Source organism: Pseudomonas sp. GL-B-19, assembly GCF_019956415.1.
In the GTDB taxonomy this organism is placed as follows: Bacteria; Pseudomonadota; Gammaproteobacteria; order Pseudomonadales; family Pseudomonadaceae; genus Aquipseudomonas.
Window position 1 is genome coordinate 24,229 of sequence record NZ_JAHBDK010000050.1, and the last position, 16,432, is coordinate 40,660.

At 59.3% G+C, this 16,432-nt stretch carries 20 protein-coding genes; 11 read left to right on the forward strand and 9 right to left on the reverse strand.

Annotated features, from left to right (window positions below; all coding sequences use genetic code 11):
- The first annotated feature begins 45 nt into the window (after nucleotides 1-45).
- The 6 genes from hisB to KGB06_RS19970 all read left to right on the forward strand — a co-directional run bounded on the left by hisB (nucleotide 46) and on the right by KGB06_RS19970 (nucleotide 3,928).
- Nucleotides 46-639 (forward strand): imidazoleglycerol-phosphate dehydratase HisB, encoded by a 594-nt coding sequence (hisB, locus tag KGB06_RS19945; protein ID WP_003218037.1) that lies wholly within the window; start codon nucleotides 46-48, stop codon nucleotides 637-639.
- Nucleotides 639-1,277: an imidazole glycerol phosphate synthase subunit HisH gene (hisH, locus tag KGB06_RS19950; protein ID WP_223518823.1), complete on the forward strand. Its 639-nt coding sequence runs from the start codon at nucleotides 639-641 to the stop codon at nucleotides 1,275-1,277. Before hisB ends, hisH begins: the two co-directional genes overlap by 1 nt.
- Complete coding sequence (locus KGB06_RS19955; protein WP_050682512.1) at nucleotides 1,278-1,535, forward strand: DUF2164 domain-containing protein; 258 nt, start codon at nucleotides 1,278-1,280, stop codon at nucleotides 1,533-1,535.
- A 42-nt stretch (nucleotides 1,536-1,577) separates the two neighbouring features.
- Nucleotides 1,578-2,315, forward strand: coding sequence for a 1-(5-phosphoribosyl)-5-[(5-phosphoribosylamino)methylideneamino]imidazole-4-carboxamide isomerase (gene hisA / locus KGB06_RS19960; RefSeq protein ID WP_223518825.1), 738 nt, complete (start codon nucleotides 1,578-1,580; stop codon nucleotides 2,313-2,315).
- Nucleotides 2,316-2,324: 9 nt separating this feature from the next.
- Entirely contained in the window at nucleotides 2,325-3,095 is a 771-nt protein-coding gene (hisF, locus tag KGB06_RS19965; protein ID WP_223518827.1) for an imidazole glycerol phosphate synthase subunit HisF, read from the forward strand.
- Nucleotides 3,096-3,172: 77 nt separating this feature from the next.
- Nucleotides 3,173-3,928: a substrate-binding periplasmic protein gene (locus tag KGB06_RS19970; RefSeq protein ID WP_223518829.1), complete on the forward strand. Its 756-nt coding sequence runs from the start codon at nucleotides 3,173-3,175 to the stop codon at nucleotides 3,926-3,928.
- A 121-nt stretch (nucleotides 3,929-4,049) separates the two neighbouring features.
- Here KGB06_RS19970 and KGB06_RS19975 read toward each other — a convergent pair whose 3' ends face one another.
- The 4 genes from KGB06_RS19975 to gpmI form a co-directional block, all read right to left on the reverse strand.
- Nucleotides 4,050-4,826 carry a divergent polysaccharide deacetylase family protein gene (locus KGB06_RS19975; protein WP_223518831.1) on the reverse strand — a complete coding sequence of 259 codons (777 nt, stop codon included), beginning with the start codon at nucleotides 4,824-4,826 and terminating at the stop codon, nucleotides 4,050-4,052.
- Between the two features lies 1 nt (nucleotide 4,827).
- The gene (locus KGB06_RS19980; protein ID WP_223518833.1) at nucleotides 4,828-6,147 is read right to left on the reverse strand and encodes a S41 family peptidase; all 1,320 of its coding nucleotides are present in this window, start codon (nucleotides 6,145-6,147) and stop codon (nucleotides 4,828-4,830) included.
- A gap of 31 nt (nucleotides 6,148-6,178) precedes the next feature.
- Entirely contained in the window at nucleotides 6,179-7,477 is a 1,299-nt protein-coding gene (locus KGB06_RS19985) for a murein hydrolase activator EnvC family protein (RefSeq protein WP_223518835.1), read from the reverse strand.
- A gap of 228 nt (nucleotides 7,478-7,705) precedes the next feature.
- Nucleotides 7,706-9,235: a 2,3-bisphosphoglycerate-independent phosphoglycerate mutase gene (gene gpmI, locus KGB06_RS19990; protein WP_223518836.1), complete on the reverse strand. Its 1,530-nt coding sequence runs from the start codon at nucleotides 9,233-9,235 to the stop codon at nucleotides 7,706-7,708.
- Nucleotides 9,236-9,387: 152 nt separating this feature from the next.
- Here gpmI and KGB06_RS19995 point away from each other — a divergent pair, with 152 nt between their 5' ends.
- The 3 genes from KGB06_RS19995 to secB are packed head-to-tail and all read left to right on the forward strand — an operon-like array spanning nucleotide 9,388 to nucleotide 10,584.
- On the forward strand, nucleotides 9,388-9,801 hold the full coding sequence (locus KGB06_RS19995) for a rhodanese-like domain-containing protein (RefSeq protein WP_223518838.1): 414 nt from the start codon (nucleotides 9,388-9,390) through the stop codon (nucleotides 9,799-9,801).
- 1 nt (nucleotide 9,802) lies between these two features.
- On the forward strand, nucleotides 9,803-10,072 hold the full coding sequence (gene grxC, locus KGB06_RS20000) for a glutaredoxin 3 (RefSeq protein WP_223518840.1): 270 nt from the start codon (nucleotides 9,803-9,805) through the stop codon (nucleotides 10,070-10,072).
- A gap of 26 nt (nucleotides 10,073-10,098) precedes the next feature.
- Complete coding sequence (gene secB, locus KGB06_RS20005; RefSeq protein ID WP_223518842.1) at nucleotides 10,099-10,584, forward strand: protein-export chaperone SecB; 486 nt, start codon at nucleotides 10,099-10,101, stop codon at nucleotides 10,582-10,584.
- A gap of 167 nt (nucleotides 10,585-10,751) precedes the next feature.
- Here the strand turns inward: secB and trmL are convergent, their stop codons facing one another.
- A complete protein-coding gene (gene trmL / locus KGB06_RS20010; protein ID WP_223518844.1) occupies nucleotides 10,752-11,207 on the reverse strand; it encodes a tRNA (uridine(34)/cytosine(34)/5-carboxymethylaminomethyluridine(34)-2'-O)-methyltransferase TrmL in 456 nt (151 codons plus the stop codon).
- Here trmL and KGB06_RS20015 point away from each other — a divergent pair.
- On the forward strand, nucleotides 11,206-11,646 hold the full coding sequence (locus tag KGB06_RS20015; RefSeq protein WP_223518845.1) for a hypothetical protein: 441 nt from the start codon (nucleotides 11,206-11,208) through the stop codon (nucleotides 11,644-11,646). The genes trmL and KGB06_RS20015 overlap by 2 nt on opposite strands.
- 542 nt (nucleotides 11,647-12,188) lie before the next feature.
- On the opposite strand, the gene ntrC is transcribed toward KGB06_RS20015, so the two are convergent.
- The 4 genes from ntrC to KGB06_RS20035 all read right to left on the reverse strand — a co-directional run bounded on the left by ntrC (nucleotide 12,189) and on the right by KGB06_RS20035 (nucleotide 16,064).
- A complete protein-coding gene (ntrC, locus tag KGB06_RS20020; protein ID WP_223518847.1) occupies nucleotides 12,189-13,625 on the reverse strand; it encodes a nitrogen regulation protein NR(I) in 1,437 nt (478 codons plus the stop codon).
- On the reverse strand, nucleotides 13,622-14,707 hold the full coding sequence (gene glnL / locus KGB06_RS20025; RefSeq protein WP_223518849.1) for a nitrogen regulation protein NR(II): 1,086 nt from the start codon (nucleotides 14,705-14,707) through the stop codon (nucleotides 13,622-13,624). Before glnL ends, ntrC begins: the two co-directional genes overlap by 4 nt.
- Before the next feature lie 230 nt (nucleotides 14,708-14,937).
- A complete protein-coding gene (locus KGB06_RS20030) occupies nucleotides 14,938-15,558 on the reverse strand; it encodes a DUF4124 domain-containing protein (protein WP_223518852.1) in 621 nt (206 codons plus the stop codon).
- Nucleotides 15,555-16,064 (reverse strand): DUF4124 domain-containing protein, encoded by a 510-nt coding sequence (locus KGB06_RS20035; protein WP_223518854.1) that lies wholly within the window; start codon nucleotides 16,062-16,064, stop codon nucleotides 15,555-15,557. Before KGB06_RS20035 ends, KGB06_RS20030 begins: the two co-directional genes overlap by 4 nt.
- A 201-nt stretch (nucleotides 16,065-16,265) precedes the next feature.
- Here KGB06_RS20035 and KGB06_RS20040 point away from each other — a divergent pair.
- Nucleotides 16,266-16,432, forward strand: a 167-nt coding sequence (locus KGB06_RS20040) for a transposase (protein ID WP_223511913.1), incomplete at its 3' end; no start/stop codon positions are given.

The following is a 16,432-nucleotide window of genomic DNA, read 5'->3' on the forward strand; positions in this document are numbered from 1 at the left end:
CTATAATGGCTGCCTTTTTCGCCCAATGATTTTGCGGAGCTGGTGATGGCCGAACGTAAGGCGTCAGTCGAGCGCGACACTCTGGAAACCCAGATCAAAGCCTCGATCAACCTGGATGGCACCGGAAAGGCCCGATTTGATATCGGTGTTCCTTTTCTTGAGCACATGCTGGACCAGATCGCCCGTCACGGGCTGATCGACCTGGATATTGTCAGCAAGGGCGACCTGCATATCGACGACCACCACACCGTGGAAGACGTCGGTATCACCCTGGGTCAGGCCTTTGCCAAAGCCATCGGCGACAAGAAAGGCATCCGTCGCTACGGCCACGCCTACGTGCCGCTCGATGAAGCGCTGTCGCGTGTGGTCATCGACTTCTCCGGCCGCCCAGGCCTGCAGATGCATGTCCCGTATACCCGCGCTACCGTCGGCGGTTTCGACGTTGACCTGTTCCAGGAGTTCTTCCAGGGCTTCGTCAACCATGCGCTCGTCAGCCTGCACATCGACAACCTGCGTGGCACCAACACCCACCACCAGATCGAAACCGTGTTCAAGGCATTCGGCCGCGCACTGCGCATGGCCGTAGAGCTCGATGACCGCATGGCCGGTCAGATGCCATCGACCAAAGGCGTTCTGTAATGCAGACGGTCGCGGTTATCGATTACGGCATGGGCAACCTGCACTCGGTGGCCAAGGCCCTCGAGCACGTCGGTGCCGGCAAGGTCCTGATCACCAGCGATGCCGACGTGATTCGCGAAGCCGATCGGGTGGTTTTCCCCGGCGTCGGCGCGATTCGCGATTGCATGGCGGAGATCCGTCGCCTGGGCTTCGATTCGCTGGTGCGTGAAGTCAGCCAGGACCGTCCGTTCCTCGGCATCTGTGTTGGCATGCAAGCCTTGCTCGACAGCAGTGAAGAGAACGATGGCGTCGACTGCATCGGCCTGTTCCCGGGCGCGGTGAAGTTTTTCGGCAAAGACCTGCACGAAGACGGCGAACACCTGAAAGTCCCGCACATGGGCTGGAACGAAGTTAAGCAGACGATTGCACATCCTCTGTGGCACGACATTCCGGACCTGGCGCGTTTCTACTTCGTGCACAGCTACTACATCGCCGCCGGCAACGCGCGGCAGGTGGTGGGCGGCGGTCACTACGGTGTCGATTTTGCTGCGGCGCTGGCCGAAGGCTCGCGTTTCGCCGTGCAGTTCCACCCGGAGAAGAGCCATACCCATGGTCTGCAATTGCTGCAGAACTTCGCCGCGTGGGATGGTCGCTGGTAAATGGCCGTCAAAAAGAAGCCACCGATCCTGACCCTCACTCCTGAACAGGAGAACGAGGCCAACCAGAAGATCAAACGCTTCATGGAGGATCGCTTCGAACTGGACCTGGGTTCGTTCGAAGCGGCCGAAATCCTTGAGCTGTTTACCCGTGAAATTGCTCCGCACTATTACAACAGGGCGATTTTCGATGTGCAGACGCACCTCAAAGAGAGGTTCGAAAGCATCGAAAGCGACTTGTGGGCGCTCGAGAAAAACTGATTTCCGAGCGAAGCTGAATACTCGAATTTGAAGGTTTGCCAGATGCTGATTATTCCCGCTATCGATCTCAAAGACGGTGCCTGTGTTCGTCTGCGCCAGGGCCGCATGGAAGATTCCACGGTGTTCTCCGATGATCCGGTGAGCATGGCTGCCAAGTGGGTGGAAGGCGGTTGCCGTCGTCTGCATCTGGTCGACCTGAACGGCGCTTTCGAAGGCCAGCCGGTCAATGGCGAAGTGGTCACTGCGATTGCCAAGCGTTATCCGAACCTGCCGATCCAGATCGGCGGCGGTATCCGTTCGCTGGAAACCATCGAGCACTACGTAAAAGCCGGCGTGAGCTACGTGATCATCGGCACCAAAGCCGTGAAAGACCCGGCCTTCGTCGCCGAAGCCTGCCGCGCGTTCCCGGGCCAAGTGATCGTCGGTCTGGATGCCAAAGACGGTTTTGTCGCCACTGACGGCTGGGCTGAAATCAGCACCATTCAGGTGATTGACCTGGCCAAGCAATTCGAAGCCGACGGCGTATCCGCGATCGTTTATACCGACATCGCCAAAGACGGCATGATGCAGGGCTGCAACGTACCGTTCACCGCCGCCCTGGCCGCTGCCACGCGTATTCCGGTGATCGCTTCCGGCGGTATTCACAACCTCGGTGACATCAAATCGCTGCTCGACGCCAAGGCGCCAGGCATCATCGGCGCAATCACCGGCCGGGCGATCTACGAAGGCACCCTCGATGTCGCTGAAGCGCAAGCTTTCTGCGACTCGTACAAAGGCTGAGGACTGACCATGGCGCTGGCCAAACGCATCATCCCTTGCCTGGACGTGGATAACGGCCGGGTCGTTAAAGGTGTGAAGTTCGAGAACATTCGCGATGCCGGTGACCCGGTGGAAATCGCCCGTCGCTACGACGAGCAGGGTGCCGACGAGATTACCTTCCTTGACATCACCGCCAGCGTCGACGGTCGCGACACCACGCTGCATACCGTGGAGTGCATGGCCAGCCAGGTGTTCATCCCGCTGACCGTCGGCGGTGGCGTGCGCACCGTGCAGGACATTCGCAATTTGCTGAATGCCGGTGCGGACAAGGTTTCGATCAATACGGCTGCGGTGTTCAATCCCGAGTTTGTCGGCGAAGCCGCGCAGCATTTCGGTTCGCAATGCATTGTCGTCGCCATCGACGCCAAGAAGGTTTCACTGCCGGGCGAAACCCCGCGCTGGGAAATCTTCACCCACGGCGGTCGCAAACCTACCGGTCTCGACGCTGTTGAATGGGCGAAGAAAATGGAAGGCCTCGGTGCCGGTGAAATCCTGCTGACCAGCATGGACCAGGACGGCATGAAAAACGGCTTCGACCTCGGTGTGACCCGTGCCATCAGCGATGCCTTGGGGATTCCGGTGATCGCCTCCGGTGGTGTCGGCAACTTGCAGCACTTGGCTGACGGCATCCTCGAAGGTCACGCCAGCGCAGTATTGGCGGCGAGTATTTTCCACTTCGGCGAATACACCGTGCAGGAAGCCAAGGCCTACATGGCGCATCGCGGCATCGTGATGCGCTAAACAATCAATGCAGGCCAGTGGACATCATGGCGGGCTCAAGGCACTCTTGGGTACGCCATGGATTTCGGTAGCCAGACATGCTCAAACGCCTTCTTCTAGTCCTCGCCAGTGCCTCTCTGTTGTTTATCAGCGGAGCGCATGCCGCAGAAAGCCCCGACACCGACCTGGTGTTGCTGACGGAAAATTTCCCGCCGTACAACATGGCGAAGAACGGCAAAAACTTCGCTCAAGACGAGAACATCAATGGCATCGCCGTGGACATTGTCCGCGAGATGTTCAAGCGTTCCGACATCACATATAGCCTGACGCTGCGTTTCCCTTGGGAGCGAATCTACAAACTCGCCCTGGAAAAGCCCGGTTACGGCGTGTTCGTGATGGCGCGTTTGCCTGACCGCGAGAAGCTCTTCAAGTGGGTCGGCCCGATTGGCCCGGATGACTGGATCATGTTGGCCAAGGCCGACAGCACGATCACCCTCGAAACGCTGGATGACGCGCGCCAATACAAAATCGGTGCCTACAAGGGCGATGCAATTGCCGAGACGCTCGCCAAGCAGGGGCTGAATCCAATCGTTGTGCTTCGCGATCAGGACAACGCGAAGAAACTGGTCAACGGCCAAATTGATTTGTGGGCGACTGGTGATCCGGCCGGGCGCTATCTTGCGCGGCAGGAAGGCGTAAATGGTCTCAAAACGGTGCTGCGCTTCAATAGCGCCGAGCTGTACCTGGCGTTGAACAAAGACGTGCCGGACGAGATGGTGGCCAAACTTCAGGCCGTGCTGGATCAACTGCGCAAGGAAGGCAAGGTAGACGAGATCATGGCGCGGTATCTCTAATGGCGCCACCGCACCCCTTGTAGGAGCTGGCTTGCCAGCGAAGGCGGTCGCACAGGCAGCGTGATATTCAAGACCGCTTCGCCGGCAAGCCGGCTCCTACAGAGGGTGGTTCAACTGCAAGTTATCGGTACACCCCATCCTTGCCATGCGCCGTGGTTGCCCGGTTACCGCGCACACTGATCATCTGCCTGATATCAATCCACTCAATCCCCTGAGCCTTCAGCTTCGGCAACTCCCGCTCCATAACCGCCAGCGTCTGCGGATATGGATGCCCGATCATCACCGCGGAACCCTGCTTGCGCGCCAGGCTGATCGCCGTCTGTAACTGGGTGAAGATTGCCGCTTCGGTGCGTTCGTCATCCAGAAACACATCCCGCGAAACGCTGGCCAAACCTATCTTCTGCGCCTGGGCGGCGGCAACGGTTTGCGCGCTGGTGCGGCTGTCGACGAAGAATTTGTGCCGCTGCTGCAAATCCGCCATCAACCAGGCCATGGCGGCCGGTTGAGCGGTCATTCGGCTGCCCATGTGGTTGTTGATGCCGGCGGTATAGGGCACGACCTTGAACGCCGCATTCAGGCGTTTTTCCAGCTCTTCGATGGGCAAGTCCGGGTGCCACGCGAAGGGGCCCGTGGCCGGGTCCATGGGCATGTGCAGGATGACGATCTTGCCGGCGCGATGGGCTTCGCGGGCGAATTCGGTGGCGTGGGGTGTGTCGGGCATGATCGCCGCGGTCACCGGGCCGGGCAGGGCCAGCACGCGGCGATCCCGGGGCAGGTTCTGCCCCAGGTCATCGATGATCAGGCTGAGATAGGCTTTTTGAGGGGGCGTCTCGACGGGCGCTGCGTGAGCAACACCCGCCAGACAGAGCAATAAACACAGGATAAACCGCTGGAGCATCTCAGCGGCCGGACGTGATGCTCAACCCTTTGAGCAGGCTCAAGGCCTGGGCCAACTGGTAATCATCATCCTGCGGCATGGCCTTGGCTTTGCCGCTGGTGCCGGTCGGCTTATCGGCGCCGCCGTTGCCATTGCCCAGGTGACCCTGCAAATCGGCTTCCTTAAAGTACTCGCTGTCCTGCTCGTTGGTGATCTTGGCCTTGCGCACTTCGATGTCCGGGACGATGCCCTGGGCCTGAATCGAGCGACCGTTCGGGGTGAAGTACAACGCGGTAGTGATCTTCAGGGCGCGGTCGTTGTTCAGTGGCAGCACGGTTTGTACCGAGCCTTTGCCGAAACTGGTGGTGCCCATCACCACGGCGCGTTTTTGATCCTGCAAGGCACCGGCGACAATTTCCGAAGCCGAGGCGCTGCCGCCGTTGATCAGCACGACCATTGGCACGGCTTCACTTTCATCCTTGCCGGTCGCGGAGAAGCGCAGCTCGGAGTTGGCGATACGGCCCTTGGTGTAGACGATCAGGCCCTTTTTGATGAAATGATCGACCACTTCCACCGCAGCCTGCAGCACGCCCCCGGGGTTGTTACGCAGGTCGAGGATGATGCCTTTGAGCTTCTTGCCGTTTTCCTTGCGCAGTTTGGCCAGGGCCTGGGAGACCTCTTCGCCGGTCTTGACCTGGAACTGAGTGATGCGGATATAGCCGTAGCCGTTTTCCAGCAGCTGCGCCTTCACGCTCTTCACCTGGATGATGGCGCGGGACAGGGTTACGTCGAAGGGTGTACCGCCATCGCGCACCAGGGTCAGGGTGATTTTCTGGCCGATCTTGCCGCGCATCTTGTCCACGGCTTCAGTCATGGTCTGGCCGCGAGTCGGCTGGCCATTGATCTTGACGATGAAGTCACCGGCCTGAATGCCCGCCTTGGACGCCGGAGTGTCATCGATCGGCGAAACGACCTTGATGAAACCGTCTTCGGCGCCAACTTCGATGCCCAGGCCGCCGAATTCACCGCTGGTGCTTTCCTGCAACTCGGCAAAGTCTTCCGGGCCCAGGTAGGCAGAGTGTGGATCGAGGTTGCTGAGCATCCCTTTGATGGCGTTTTCCAGCAGGGTCTTGTCATCTACGGGTTCGACATAGGCGGCCTTGATCCGGTCCATGACCTCGGCAAAGGTGCGCAACTCTTCCAGAGGCAACGGGGCCTTGGTCGTCGCGGCAGTGCCCGCAGGCGCGACAGCCGGTGCTGGTTGAGCGGCGAACGCCAGGGGCGCGCCGACCACCAGGGCGATCGTCAGGGCCAGCGAGGTAAGGCGGGACAAATGCAGCATGTCAAACGAACTCCTGAATTAGGTAGCGTGCTTATCCTTGCACACGACACCATTGCGCCGGATCACTCGGGTGACCCTGCTGACGAATAGCGAAATACAGTGCTGGTGTGTCCTGCCCGCCACTGTTGCCGACAGTGGAGATGGACTCACCGGCTTTTACTACGTCACCCGCAGACTTGAGCAGCGTCTGGTTGTGACCATAAAGACTCAGAAAACCGTTGCCGTGGTCGAGAATCACCAGTAGCCCGGCACCACGCAACCAGTCGGCAAACACCACGCGACCGCCATGCACGGCATGCACCTGACTGCCGGCGGAGGCGCTGATCATCACGCCGTCCCACTTGGTGCGGGCATCGTCGCCACGAGACTCGCCAAAGCGTGCCAACAGTCGACCATCAACCGGCCAGGGAAGTTTTCCCCGAGTTGACGAAAAGGGGCCGCCAAAGGTCTCGCCTGAACTTGAGACCAAAGCGCCGGGTGTCGATTTAACCGGTTTGCGTGGGGCGTCGGTGGTTTCTGCATCTGCTGCAGCCTGAGCCTCACGTAAACGCTTTTTTTCGGCTTCCTGCTGGGCGATCAGCGCTTTTTGCCGCGCTTCTTCTGCCTCACGGGCCTGGCGAGCCAAGGTTTCTTCAATGGTTTTAAGGACTTTAGACAGGTCTGCCTGATCCTGCTCGCGGGAGGCCAGTTTCTGGTCGCGAGCCTTTACGTCTTCGTTGAGTTTGGCCAGGACTTGCTGGCGCTCCTTGCGGACTTTGTCGAGTTCGTCGCGCTGGCTGTCGAGGCTGCTCTTCTGCACCAGCAACTGCGCCTGCTGTGCGTCTATGTCTTTTTCGACATTGGCCAGTTGGCGCAGGGTTTCGTTGAAATTCTTCAGCTGCTCCAGTCGGGCCTGGCTCAGGTAGTCGTAGTAGGTGAGGGTGCGGGCGAACTGTTCCGGGTTCTGCTGGTTCAGCAGCAGCTTCAAGTATTCCTGACGGCCGTTTTTATAGGCCGCGCGGGCCTGAATGGCGATCAGTCGTTGCTGTTCAATGCGCGCGCTCTGGAGTTTTTTTTTCTCGGCATCGAGTCGCTGTAGCTCGGTTTCGCTTTTCTTCAGCTCTTTTTGCAGGGCGTCGACCTGTTTCTCGAGCTTGCCCATCTCGGTCTCGGTGCCTTTGAGCTCTTTTTGCACACCGGATTTTTCTTCCTGCAACTTGCCCAGCAGTTTTTTCAGCTCGGCAATGTCCTGACGCGTGGCGTCCAACTGTTGTTGGGTTTGCTCGCGCTCGTCAGCGAAGGCCGGTTGGAGCAGGCAAGTCAGTGCTAGGGCTATCAGGACGCGGAGCATAGAGGCGGGCGGCACCAGGGAAAGGGACGGCCTAGTATGCCCGCCAAGCGTGGCAAAAAAAATGCCCAATTGGGGCTGTGTGATAACTGGACAAAAAAACACCACAAACCAATGTGGGAGCGAGCCTGCTCGCGATGGCGTCCTGACATTCAACAGTGATGTTGGCCGTCAGATTGCTATCGCGAGCAGGCTCGCTCCCACAGGGTTTGGTGGTGATTGAACGGTCGATTACACCAGAATCGATGTCCCGGTCATTTCCGCCGGTTTTTCCAGGCCCATCAACATCAGCATGGTCGGCGCCACATCCGCCAGTACGCCGCCTTCACGGACCTTGAGGTCACGCTTGCCGACATAGATGAAAGGCACAGGCTCGGTGGTGTGAGCGGTGTGCGCCTGACCGGTGGCTTCATCGGACATTTGCTCGACGTTGCCATGGTCGGCAGTGATCAGCGCTTCGCCGCCGACTTTTTCCAGGGCTTCGACGATGCGGCCGACGCACTGGTCCAGGCATTCAACGGCTTTCACCGCTGCTTCGAACACGCCGCTGTGGCCGACCATGTCGCCGTTGGCGTAGTTGACCACGATCACGTCGTAACGCTGGTTATCGATGGCATCGACGATGCGGTCGGTAACTTCCGGCGCGCTCATTTCCGGCTGCAAGTCATAGGTAGCGACTTTTGGCGACGGGATCAGGATGCGTTCTTCGCCCGGGAACGGTTCTTCACGACCGCCGGAGAAGAAGAAGGTCACGTGGGCGTATTTCTCGGTTTCGGCAATGCGCAGTTGAGTCTTGCCGTTTTTCGCCAGGTAATCGCCCAGCACGTTTTCCAGGCTGCCGGCGGCGAACGCCGACGGCGCAGGAATGCTCGCGGCGTATTGGGTCAGCATGACGAAGCCGGCCAGTTTCGGTTGGCGCGCGCGTTCGAATTCATTGAAATCGTCTTCGACGAACACACGAGTCAGTTCACGGGCGCGGTCGGCGCGGAAGTTCATGAACACCACCGCGTCGCCGTCTTCGACCTTGACCGGCTCGCCGATGGAGGTGGCTTTGACGAATTCGTCGCTCTCGCCACGCTCGTAAGCAGCTTGCAGACCTTCCTGGGCGGTGGCTGCGTTGAATTCGCCGTTGCCGTCAACAATCAGGTTGTAGGCTTGGGACACGCGGTCCCAACGGTTGTCGCGGTCCATGGCGAAGTAGCGGCCGATGATGCTGGCGATACGACCTTTGCCCAGCGCCTGGAAGCTGGCGTCGAGCAATTCGATGGATGACTGCGCGCTTTTCGGTGGCGTGTCGCGGCCGTCGAGGAAGGCGTGCAGGTAGATTTTTTCAGCGCCGCGTTTGAATGCCAGTTCAGCCATGGCGATCAGGTGGTCCTGGTGGCTGTGAACACCGCCGTCGGACAGCAGGCCCATGAAATGCACGGCTTTGCCGGCTGCAACGGCCTTGTCTACAGCGGCGCAGATGGTCGGGTTCTCGAAGAACTCGCCGTCGCGGATCGACTTGGTCACGCGGGTGAAGTCCTGATACACCACGCGACCGGCGCCGAGGTTCATGTGGCCGACTTCAGAGTTGCCCATCTGGCCATCCGGTAGGCCGACGTCCATGCCGCTGCCGGAGATCAGGCCGTTCGGCACGGTGGCCCACAGACGGTCCAGCACGGGCTTCTTGGCCGCATAGATGGCGTTGGATTCAGGGCTCTCACTGTGACCGAAGCCATCGAGAATAATCAGGACCAAAGGTTTAGGCGTGGTAGTCATGGATTCACTCTGGCTTAAGTTAAAAGAGGGCGATGGAAAAGGGAGTGGCAGTTTAAAGCGAAGTTCCGGCCACGTCACCGCCGGACGGGGTTTGGCCCACCATAGTGGCTGTGTATACTGGCCGACATTTTAACGCCCTGGAACCTCCTTCGATGGTTGCTCACCTGATTGAATTTGCCACTAACCACTACATTCTTGTCGGTATCTTCGTCGTACTGCTGGCGGCGCTGATTGCCTATCAAATGCAAGGCGGCGGCCGTAGCCTGAGTACCGGTGAATTGACCGGGCTGGTCAACAAGGACGCAGGCGTTGTGATCGACATCCGTTCGACCAAGGACTTCGCCGCCGGTCACATCGTTGGCGCGTTGAACATTCCTCACGACAAGTTGACCGCTCGCATCGGCGAACTGGAAAAGCACAAGGCCAAGACCATCATCCTGGTCGACGCCCTGGGCCAGACCGCCGGTACGCATGCACGCGAACTGATGAAATCCGGCTTCACCGCCGCCAAGCTCTCCGGTGGTATTTCCAGCTGGAAGGGCGACAACCTGCCGCTGGTGAAGTGATATGAGCAACGTCGTCGTCTATTCCAGCGATTACTGCCCTTACTGTTCGCGAGCCAAGTACCTGCTCGAGAACAAAGGCGTGGCCTTCGAAGAGATCAAGGTCGATGGCAAGCCGCAGGTGCGCGCCGCCATGGCTCAGAAAGCCGGACGTACGTCCGTGCCGCAGATCTGGATCGGCAGCACCCACGTTGGTGGTTGTGATGATTTGTTTGCCCTTGAGCGCGCCGGTAAGCTCGACGCAATGCTCAAGGCCTGTATGCCTTCCCTATAAGACCCCAAGATCAGAAAGGATCTGAGATGACTGACCAACAGAACACTGCAGCTAGCGAAGAAGAAACCGCACCGCAATTCTCCTTGCAGCGCATCTACGTACGTGACTTGTCTTTCGAAGCCCCGAAAAGCCCGGCGATTTTCCGCCAGCAGTGGGAGCCGAGCGTCGGTCTGGATCTGAACACCCGTCAAAAGACCCTGGAAGGCGACTTCCACGAAGTCGTGCTGACCTTGTCCGTGACCGTGAAGAACGGTGACGAAGTGGCATTCATCGCTGAAGTGCAACAGGCCGGGATCTTCCTGATCAAGAACCTGGACGACGCTTCGATGAGCCACACCCTCGGCGCGTTCTGCCCGAACATCCTGTTCCCGTACGCTCGCGAAACCCTGGACAGCCTGGTCACCCGTGGCTCGTTCCCGGCCCTGATGCTGGCACCGGTGAACTTCGACGCGCTGTACGCACAAGAGCTGCAACGCATGCAGGCGGCTGGCGAGACTCCGACCGTTCAATAAAAGCTTCGTTTGCTCCATGAAAAAAGCGCCTCTGAAGGCGCTTTTTTCATGGAGCAAACGAAACCTGTAGGAGCTGGCTTGCCAGCGAAGGGGCCATCACACTCAACCTCTGTGCTGGCTGTTACACCGCTTTCGCTGGCAAGCCAGCTCCTACAAGGACGGCGGTGTTATTTGAAGTCGTTTTGGCGCCAGGCCTCGTACACGGCGACGGCCACGGTGTTCGACAGGTTCAGGCTGCGGCAGCCTTCACGCATCGGCAAGCGCAGTCGTTGTTCGCCGGGCAGGGCGTCGAGCACTTCAGCTGGCAGGCCTCGGCTTTCCGGGCCGAACAGGAAGGCGTCGCCCTCGGCGAAACTGGCATCGTGGAACGGTCGCGAGCCCTTGGTGGTGAAGGCGAATAACCGGGGATGGCCAAGACTCTCCAGACAACTGGCGAGATCGGCGTGGCGTTGCAGGGTGGCATACTCGTGGTAATCGAGGCCGGCCCGGCGCAGACGTTTGTCGTCCATCTCGAAGCCCAGCGGCTCGATCAAATGCAGGTGGCAGCCACTGTTGGCGCACAGCCTGATAACGTTGCCGGTATTCGGTGGAATTTCTGGTTGAAAAAGGATGACGTGAAACATGCACGGCTCCGAAGGTAAAGATGACGGGCATTCTACGCCGCCAAAGGATCCCCGTTCGAAACTATTCCCGCGAGTGCTCGGTTCGTTGGCGATTGTCGGGATGATGGTGGGGCTGATGATCGGTCGCCTGACCGCGCCCGATCCGACAGTTTTGCAGCAGGTCGAGGCCACCAGCGACGGGCTGGTAGTGTGGTTCAACAACGAACCCAAGAACCATGGCGAGTTTGTGGACGGTAGCCTCGCATTACTGTTCGAGGCCGAAGGCCCGGCGCAGAAAGGTCAGCTCAAGCTCAACGACAAGAGCGTCAACTGGCGGGTGCGTTTGAGTGATGGGGGGATGTTGCTGTCGGTGGTGGCAGCCCGACCACTGCAAGGCGAATGGGCCGGTAGTGAGGTCGATGATCGCTGGCGGCTGGAGATCCATCTCCGGGAGCAATAAAAGAGGGAATCCCCGGCCTGCCTGTACCAAGGTTCCCAAAACGGCGTGGCTCGCGCATTGCGTCGTGAGCCCGGTGTAAAGAAGGAACCCCTGACCTGCCTGTATCAAGGGCCCCAAAACAGGGTGGGCTCGTCGCGTAAGCGGTGTGAGCCCGATGTAAAGAGGGGAATCCCCGGCCTGCCTGTACCAAGGTCCCCGAAACCGGGTAGTGAACTGAATCACTGAATGGACTATTGCAGGCGGCGTGCCAGGTTTTAACAAATTGGTACAGAAAATCGCTTTAAAACGCCAAAAGCCCCGTATTCAGGGGCTTTCGTGTTTTTTCAGCTGGGTTCGATTGCGAAAAAATGCGGGGTTGTGAATCAGTCTTTGTGCGCGATTGCGGTTCACGGTGCATTGCCACGGTGCATGAGGCCCCATAAAGCATCGCGGGCAAGCCTTGCTCCTACAGGTCATGCGCAATGTCAAAATTGGCATATGACCTGTAGGAGCAAGGCTTGCCCGCGATTGGATGTAACTGTCAGTGAAGAACTGCAGGCTGCTTAACCCTCATCTCCCTCATCATCATCCCCGCCATCCACTTTCATCCCCAATTCCTTGATCTTGCGTGTCAGGGTGTTACGCCCCCAACCCAGCAAGACCGCAGCATCGCGGCGACGGCCGGCGGTGTGTTTGAGGGCGGTCTCGATCATGATCCGCTCGAAGGCCGGCACAGCGGTGTCCAGCAGGCTCGACTGACCACGTGCCAACGCTTGATCGGCCCACTGGCGCAGCGCTTGTTCCCAGTTAGTCACCGGTGCCGAGTCCTGCGGCAGGCTCAGTAACTCTGGCGGCAGGTCGCTGATGTGCACTTCGCGACCCGAAGCCATCACCGTGATCCAGCGGCAGGTGTTCTCCAGCTGGCGCACGTTGCCGCCCCACGGCAGGTTCTTCAGGTATTCCTCGGTTTCGCTTTTCAGCAGCTTCGGCTCGACCGCCAGTTCCTGCGCAGCGCGGCTGAGGAAGTGCTTGGCCAGGGTCGGGATGTCTTCGCGACGGTCCGACAGGCGCGGGATGTGAATGCGGATCACGTTGAGGCGGTGGAACAAGTCTTCACGGAATTTCCCGGCGTGTACCAGGGTTTCCAGGTTCTGGTGCGTTGCGGCGATGATTCGCACATCGACCTTCACCGGCACATGACCGCCAACGCGATAGAACTCGCCGTCGGCCAGTACTCGCAGCAAGCGGGTTTGCGTATCGGCCGGCATGTCGCCGATTTCATCGAGGAACAGCGTGCCGCCGTCTGCCTGTTCGAAACGTCCGCGACGCAGGTTGGCCGCGCCGGTGAACGCGCCTTTCTCGTGGCCGAACAGCTCGGATTCCATCAGGTCTTTTGGAATCGCCGCCATGTTCAGTGCGATGAACGGCGAGGCCGCCCGTGGGCTGTGACGGTGCAGGGCGTGGGCCACCAGCTCTTTACCGGTCCCGGATTCGCCATTGATCAGCACGGTAATGTTGGAGTGGCTCAAGCGCCCGATGGCGCGAAACACTTCCTGCATCGCCGGTGCTTCACCGATGATTTCTGGCGTACGGGTCAGGGCGACCGGGACTTCCAGGCCTTGCTGCTCCTGGGCGTGCTGGTTGGCGCGCTTGACCAGAGAGACCGCTTCATCGACGTCGAACGGCTTGGGCAGGTATTCAAACGCGCCACCCTGATAGGACGCGACAGCGCTGTCCAGGTCGGAGTGAGCCGTCATGATGATGACCGGCAGCCTCGGGTGCTGTTCGCGAATCCGTGCCAGAAGTTCCAGGCCGCTGGCGCCGGGCATGCGGATGTCAGAGATGATCACGTCTGGCTGCTGGCGCGCCAGGCGGCTCATCACGCCATCGGCACTGTCGAAGCTTTGCGTGGTCATGCCTTCCTGCTGCAAGGCTTTTTCCAGGACCCAACGGATAGAACGGTCGTCATCGACGATCCACACGGTTTCACTACGGCTCATGTCGATGTGGCTCCTTGTTCCAGTGGCAGAAAGATCGAGAAAGTGGTGTGGCCTGGGTGGCTGTCACATTCGATCAAGCCCTGGTGCTGGCTGATGATGTTCTGGGTAATGGCCAGGCCCAGCCCGGTACCGTCCGGACGACCACTGACCATGGGAAAGAAAATGGTTTCCTGAAGTTCTGCGGGAATGCCCGGACCGTTGTCGATGATTTCGATCTTGGTCACCAGGCGATGGCGCACGTGGCCGATGGTGAATTGGCGCAAGGCGCGGGTACGCAGGCTGATGCGACCCAGGCGCAGTTCGTTCTGGCTGCTGATGGCCTGCATCGCATTGCGCACGATGTTCAGCACCGCCTGAATCATTTGTTCGCGGTCGATCAGCACGTCAGGAATGCTGGGGTCGTAGTCGCGCACCAAGGTGATGCAGCCCTGGCTTTCCGCTGACACCAGTTGGCAGACACGCTCCAGCACCTCATGGATATTGCACATGGCCAGCGACGGCAACTTGTTCGAGCCGAGCATGCGGTCGACGAGGTTTCGCAGGCGGTCGGCTTCTTCAATGATCACGTTGGTGTAATCGCGCAGGCTTTCTTCCGGCAGTTCGCGGGCGAGCAATTGTGCGGCGCCGCGAATCCCGCCCAGTGGGTTCTTGATTTCGTGGGCCAGACCGCGCACCAGCATCTTGCTGGTTTCCTGCTTCGACAACTGTGCCTCTTCCTTGGTGATCCGCAGCAAGCGGTCACGGGGATGGACTTCCAGCAACAGCATCGTGCCGCCATTGGCCAGGATCGGCGTTACCGCGTAGTCGACGGTCAGGGTCTGGCCGGTGAGAGCGGTGAGCATCGCTTCGCGCTTGGTGAACGGGTGCGCCTGCTGGACTGCCTGGCGCAGGGAGTTCAGCGCTTCGGTGGATTCGGTGAACAATTCGCTGATGAACTGCCCATGGCTACGCTGACCGCTGATGGCCAGCAACATTTCCGCCGCCGGGTTCATGTACTCAAGGCGCAATTCGGCGTTGAGCAGGATGGTGGCGGTGGTCAGGTTGTCGAGTAGTAGTCGATGCAGTGCGTCGCTAATGGTCATCAGGACCTCTTTTGGAGCAGGGCATGTGCGTGAATAACGCGCCGATACGAGGAAAATGCAAAAACCAAACCAAGGCTCCGAAAAGAAGCGTTTAAGGCCTGAAACGGACGTTTGACGCTCGTTTGCGTGGCGTTCTGCCAGTTTTCGCGGGTACTTTCGAACCAAAATGGGTTGCGATATGGGTACGGTGCAACCTATTGCACCAATGTAGTGCGTAAAGCTGAACGGCGTTAGAACAAACGCAAGAAAGGATTTATTTCTTCTTTCGGTTTGTCTGTGAGCGGGCATTCCGGCCGTTTGCCGTAGTCGACGAGGGCGCAGGGTTTGACCTGGCGTTTTTGCGCGAGGGATGTGCGCAGCATATGGAACGGCTGATTGGCGGTGCGTTCGACGGTGCGGCCTTGCTCGTCGAGGATTTCAACGGACAGGTTGTGACTGCCACGGTCGATGTTGCTCAGGGGGAACACCGGACTGAGGCCGGGGTCGGCGGTGGGTTGGCCGTCGAGCAGAAGTCGGTAGCGATGGCCCGGTTGCAGGCGGGGTTCGTTGGTGACGCTGACGATGATTTCGCCGGCATTACTGCGGATCGTCGCGTCCGGCTCCGGCACCAGTATGCGAAGCAAGTCGTAGTGGAACAGCGGTTGTTCTTCGGGCGGGTTCGCGGCAATCAGCGGCATCGTAGCGGTGGGCTGGGCAGTCATGCGATTGCTGGTAGCCAGCGGCACACGTTTGGCATTGCCATGCTGCGGCTGGTCGGTGAAGGCGCGATTGCCCTGAGCATCGACATAGGTGAATACCTCGGCCGACACAGGGAAGGCGATCAAGTAGGCGATCAGCAGCCATAGCCTCATGGCTTGTGCACCCTTTGCACGGTGAACGTCACGGTGGGGCTTTGCTGAAGGACGTTCTCTCCATTGATCACCTGCACCGCCAGGCTATGTTCGCCGCGGTCGACGTTCACCAGCTGCAGGATCGGCACATTGCTCGACTGCCCGTAGGGTTGGCCATCCAGCAGCAATCGCAACAGGTGCGGCGCTTGCAGGCGCGGCTTGATCAGGACGCTGACGGTGAAGGTGCCGTTATTGGCACGCAGGGCCTCACCGGTGGGCGGGCCGGTCAGCTGCAGCGCCTCATAGGCACTGTGCGGCGGCTCATTGCTGGTGCTTTCGGAAGAGGGAGCGGGAGGGGTTGGGGGTGCCACGCTATTCAGCGGCGGCAATTCAACCGGCTGGGCCGTGACGCCGTCGGGTGGTTGATTGCTGTAGGCGGTATTGCCGTCGGCGTCGGTGTATTTATAAATCTGCGCTGCGGCGGGCAGGGCGATCAGCAGCAACATCAAAAGCAAACCACGACCCATAAAATCGACCGGAAACGAAAGCGTTGGGGTGCAGCATAGGTCAGGGGCGGTGATTGACCCAAGCCGTTAACATTTGTGAATGATTTACTGATTTCTCTCAGACACCACAAACCCTGTGGGAGCGAGCCTGATCTGGCCTAATGAAATTGGACACCTCAATAGGGCGCTATGATGGCGCCCAAATCTAAGGTGTGCATGATGATGCGAAAGTCCTATTCCAGCGAGTTCAAGCTCAATGCTGCAAGCATGGTGCTTGATGAAGACCAGCCCATTCTTGAGGTCTGCGCCAACTTCGATATCGGCCCTACTGCGTTGCGCCGCTGGGTCGAGCAGGTCAGGAAAGAACGTGCAGGCTCGACGCTAGCGGG

Excerpts from the sequence above, each read along its gene's own strand:
- hisH (WP_223518823.1), top strand. The coding sequence starts at position 639 with ATGCAGACGGTCGCGGTTATCGATTACGGCATGGGCAACCTGCACTCG.
- hisB (WP_003218037.1), top strand. The coding sequence starts at position 46 with ATGGCCGAACGTAAGGCGTCAGTCGAGCGCGACACTCTGGAAACCCAG.
- KGB06_RS20015 (WP_223518845.1), top strand. The coding sequence starts at position 11,206 with ATGCACGGCTCCGAAGGTAAAGATGACGGGCATTCTACGCCGCCAAAG.
- KGB06_RS19970 (WP_223518829.1), top strand. The coding sequence starts at position 3,173 with ATGCTCAAACGCCTTCTTCTAGTCCTCGCCAGTGCCTCTCTGTTGTTT.
- KGB06_RS19985 (WP_223518835.1), bottom strand. The coding sequence starts at position 7,477 with ATGCTCCGCGTCCTGATAGCCCTAGCACTGACTTGCCTGCTCCAACCG.
- KGB06_RS19995 (WP_223518838.1), top strand. The coding sequence starts at position 9,388 with ATGGTTGCTCACCTGATTGAATTTGCCACTAACCACTACATTCTTGTC.
- trmL (WP_223518844.1), bottom strand. The coding sequence starts at position 11,207 with ATGTTTCACGTCATCCTTTTTCAACCAGAAATTCCACCGAATACCGGC.
- hisF (WP_223518827.1), top strand. The coding sequence starts at position 2,325 with ATGGCGCTGGCCAAACGCATCATCCCTTGCCTGGACGTGGATAACGGC.
- KGB06_RS19955 (WP_050682512.1), top strand. The coding sequence starts at position 1,278 with ATGGCCGTCAAAAAGAAGCCACCGATCCTGACCCTCACTCCTGAACAG.
- KGB06_RS19980 (WP_223518833.1), bottom strand. The coding sequence starts at position 6,147 with ATGCTGCATTTGTCCCGCCTTACCTCGCTGGCCCTGACGATCGCCCTG.
- KGB06_RS20030 (WP_223518852.1), bottom strand. The coding sequence starts at position 15,558 with ATGAGGCTATGGCTGCTGATCGCCTACTTGATCGCCTTCCCTGTGTCG.
- KGB06_RS20035 (WP_223518854.1), bottom strand. The coding sequence starts at position 16,064 with ATGGGTCGTGGTTTGCTTTTGATGTTGCTGCTGATCGCCCTGCCCGCC.
- grxC (WP_223518840.1), top strand. The coding sequence starts at position 9,803 with ATGAGCAACGTCGTCGTCTATTCCAGCGATTACTGCCCTTACTGTTCG.
- secB (WP_223518842.1), top strand. The coding sequence starts at position 10,099 with ATGACTGACCAACAGAACACTGCAGCTAGCGAAGAAGAAACCGCACCG.
- hisA (WP_223518825.1), top strand. The coding sequence starts at position 1,578 with ATGCTGATTATTCCCGCTATCGATCTCAAAGACGGTGCCTGTGTTCGT.
- KGB06_RS19975 (WP_223518831.1), bottom strand. The coding sequence starts at position 4,826 with ATGCTCCAGCGGTTTATCCTGTGTTTATTGCTCTGTCTGGCGGGTGTT.
- glnL (WP_223518849.1), bottom strand. The coding sequence starts at position 14,707 with ATGACCATTAGCGACGCACTGCATCGACTACTACTCGACAACCTGACC.
- ntrC (WP_223518847.1), bottom strand. The coding sequence starts at position 13,625 with ATGAGCCGTAGTGAAACCGTGTGGATCGTCGATGACGACCGTTCTATC.
- gpmI (WP_223518836.1), bottom strand. The coding sequence starts at position 9,235 with ATGACTACCACGCCTAAACCTTTGGTCCTGATTATTCTCGATGGCTTC.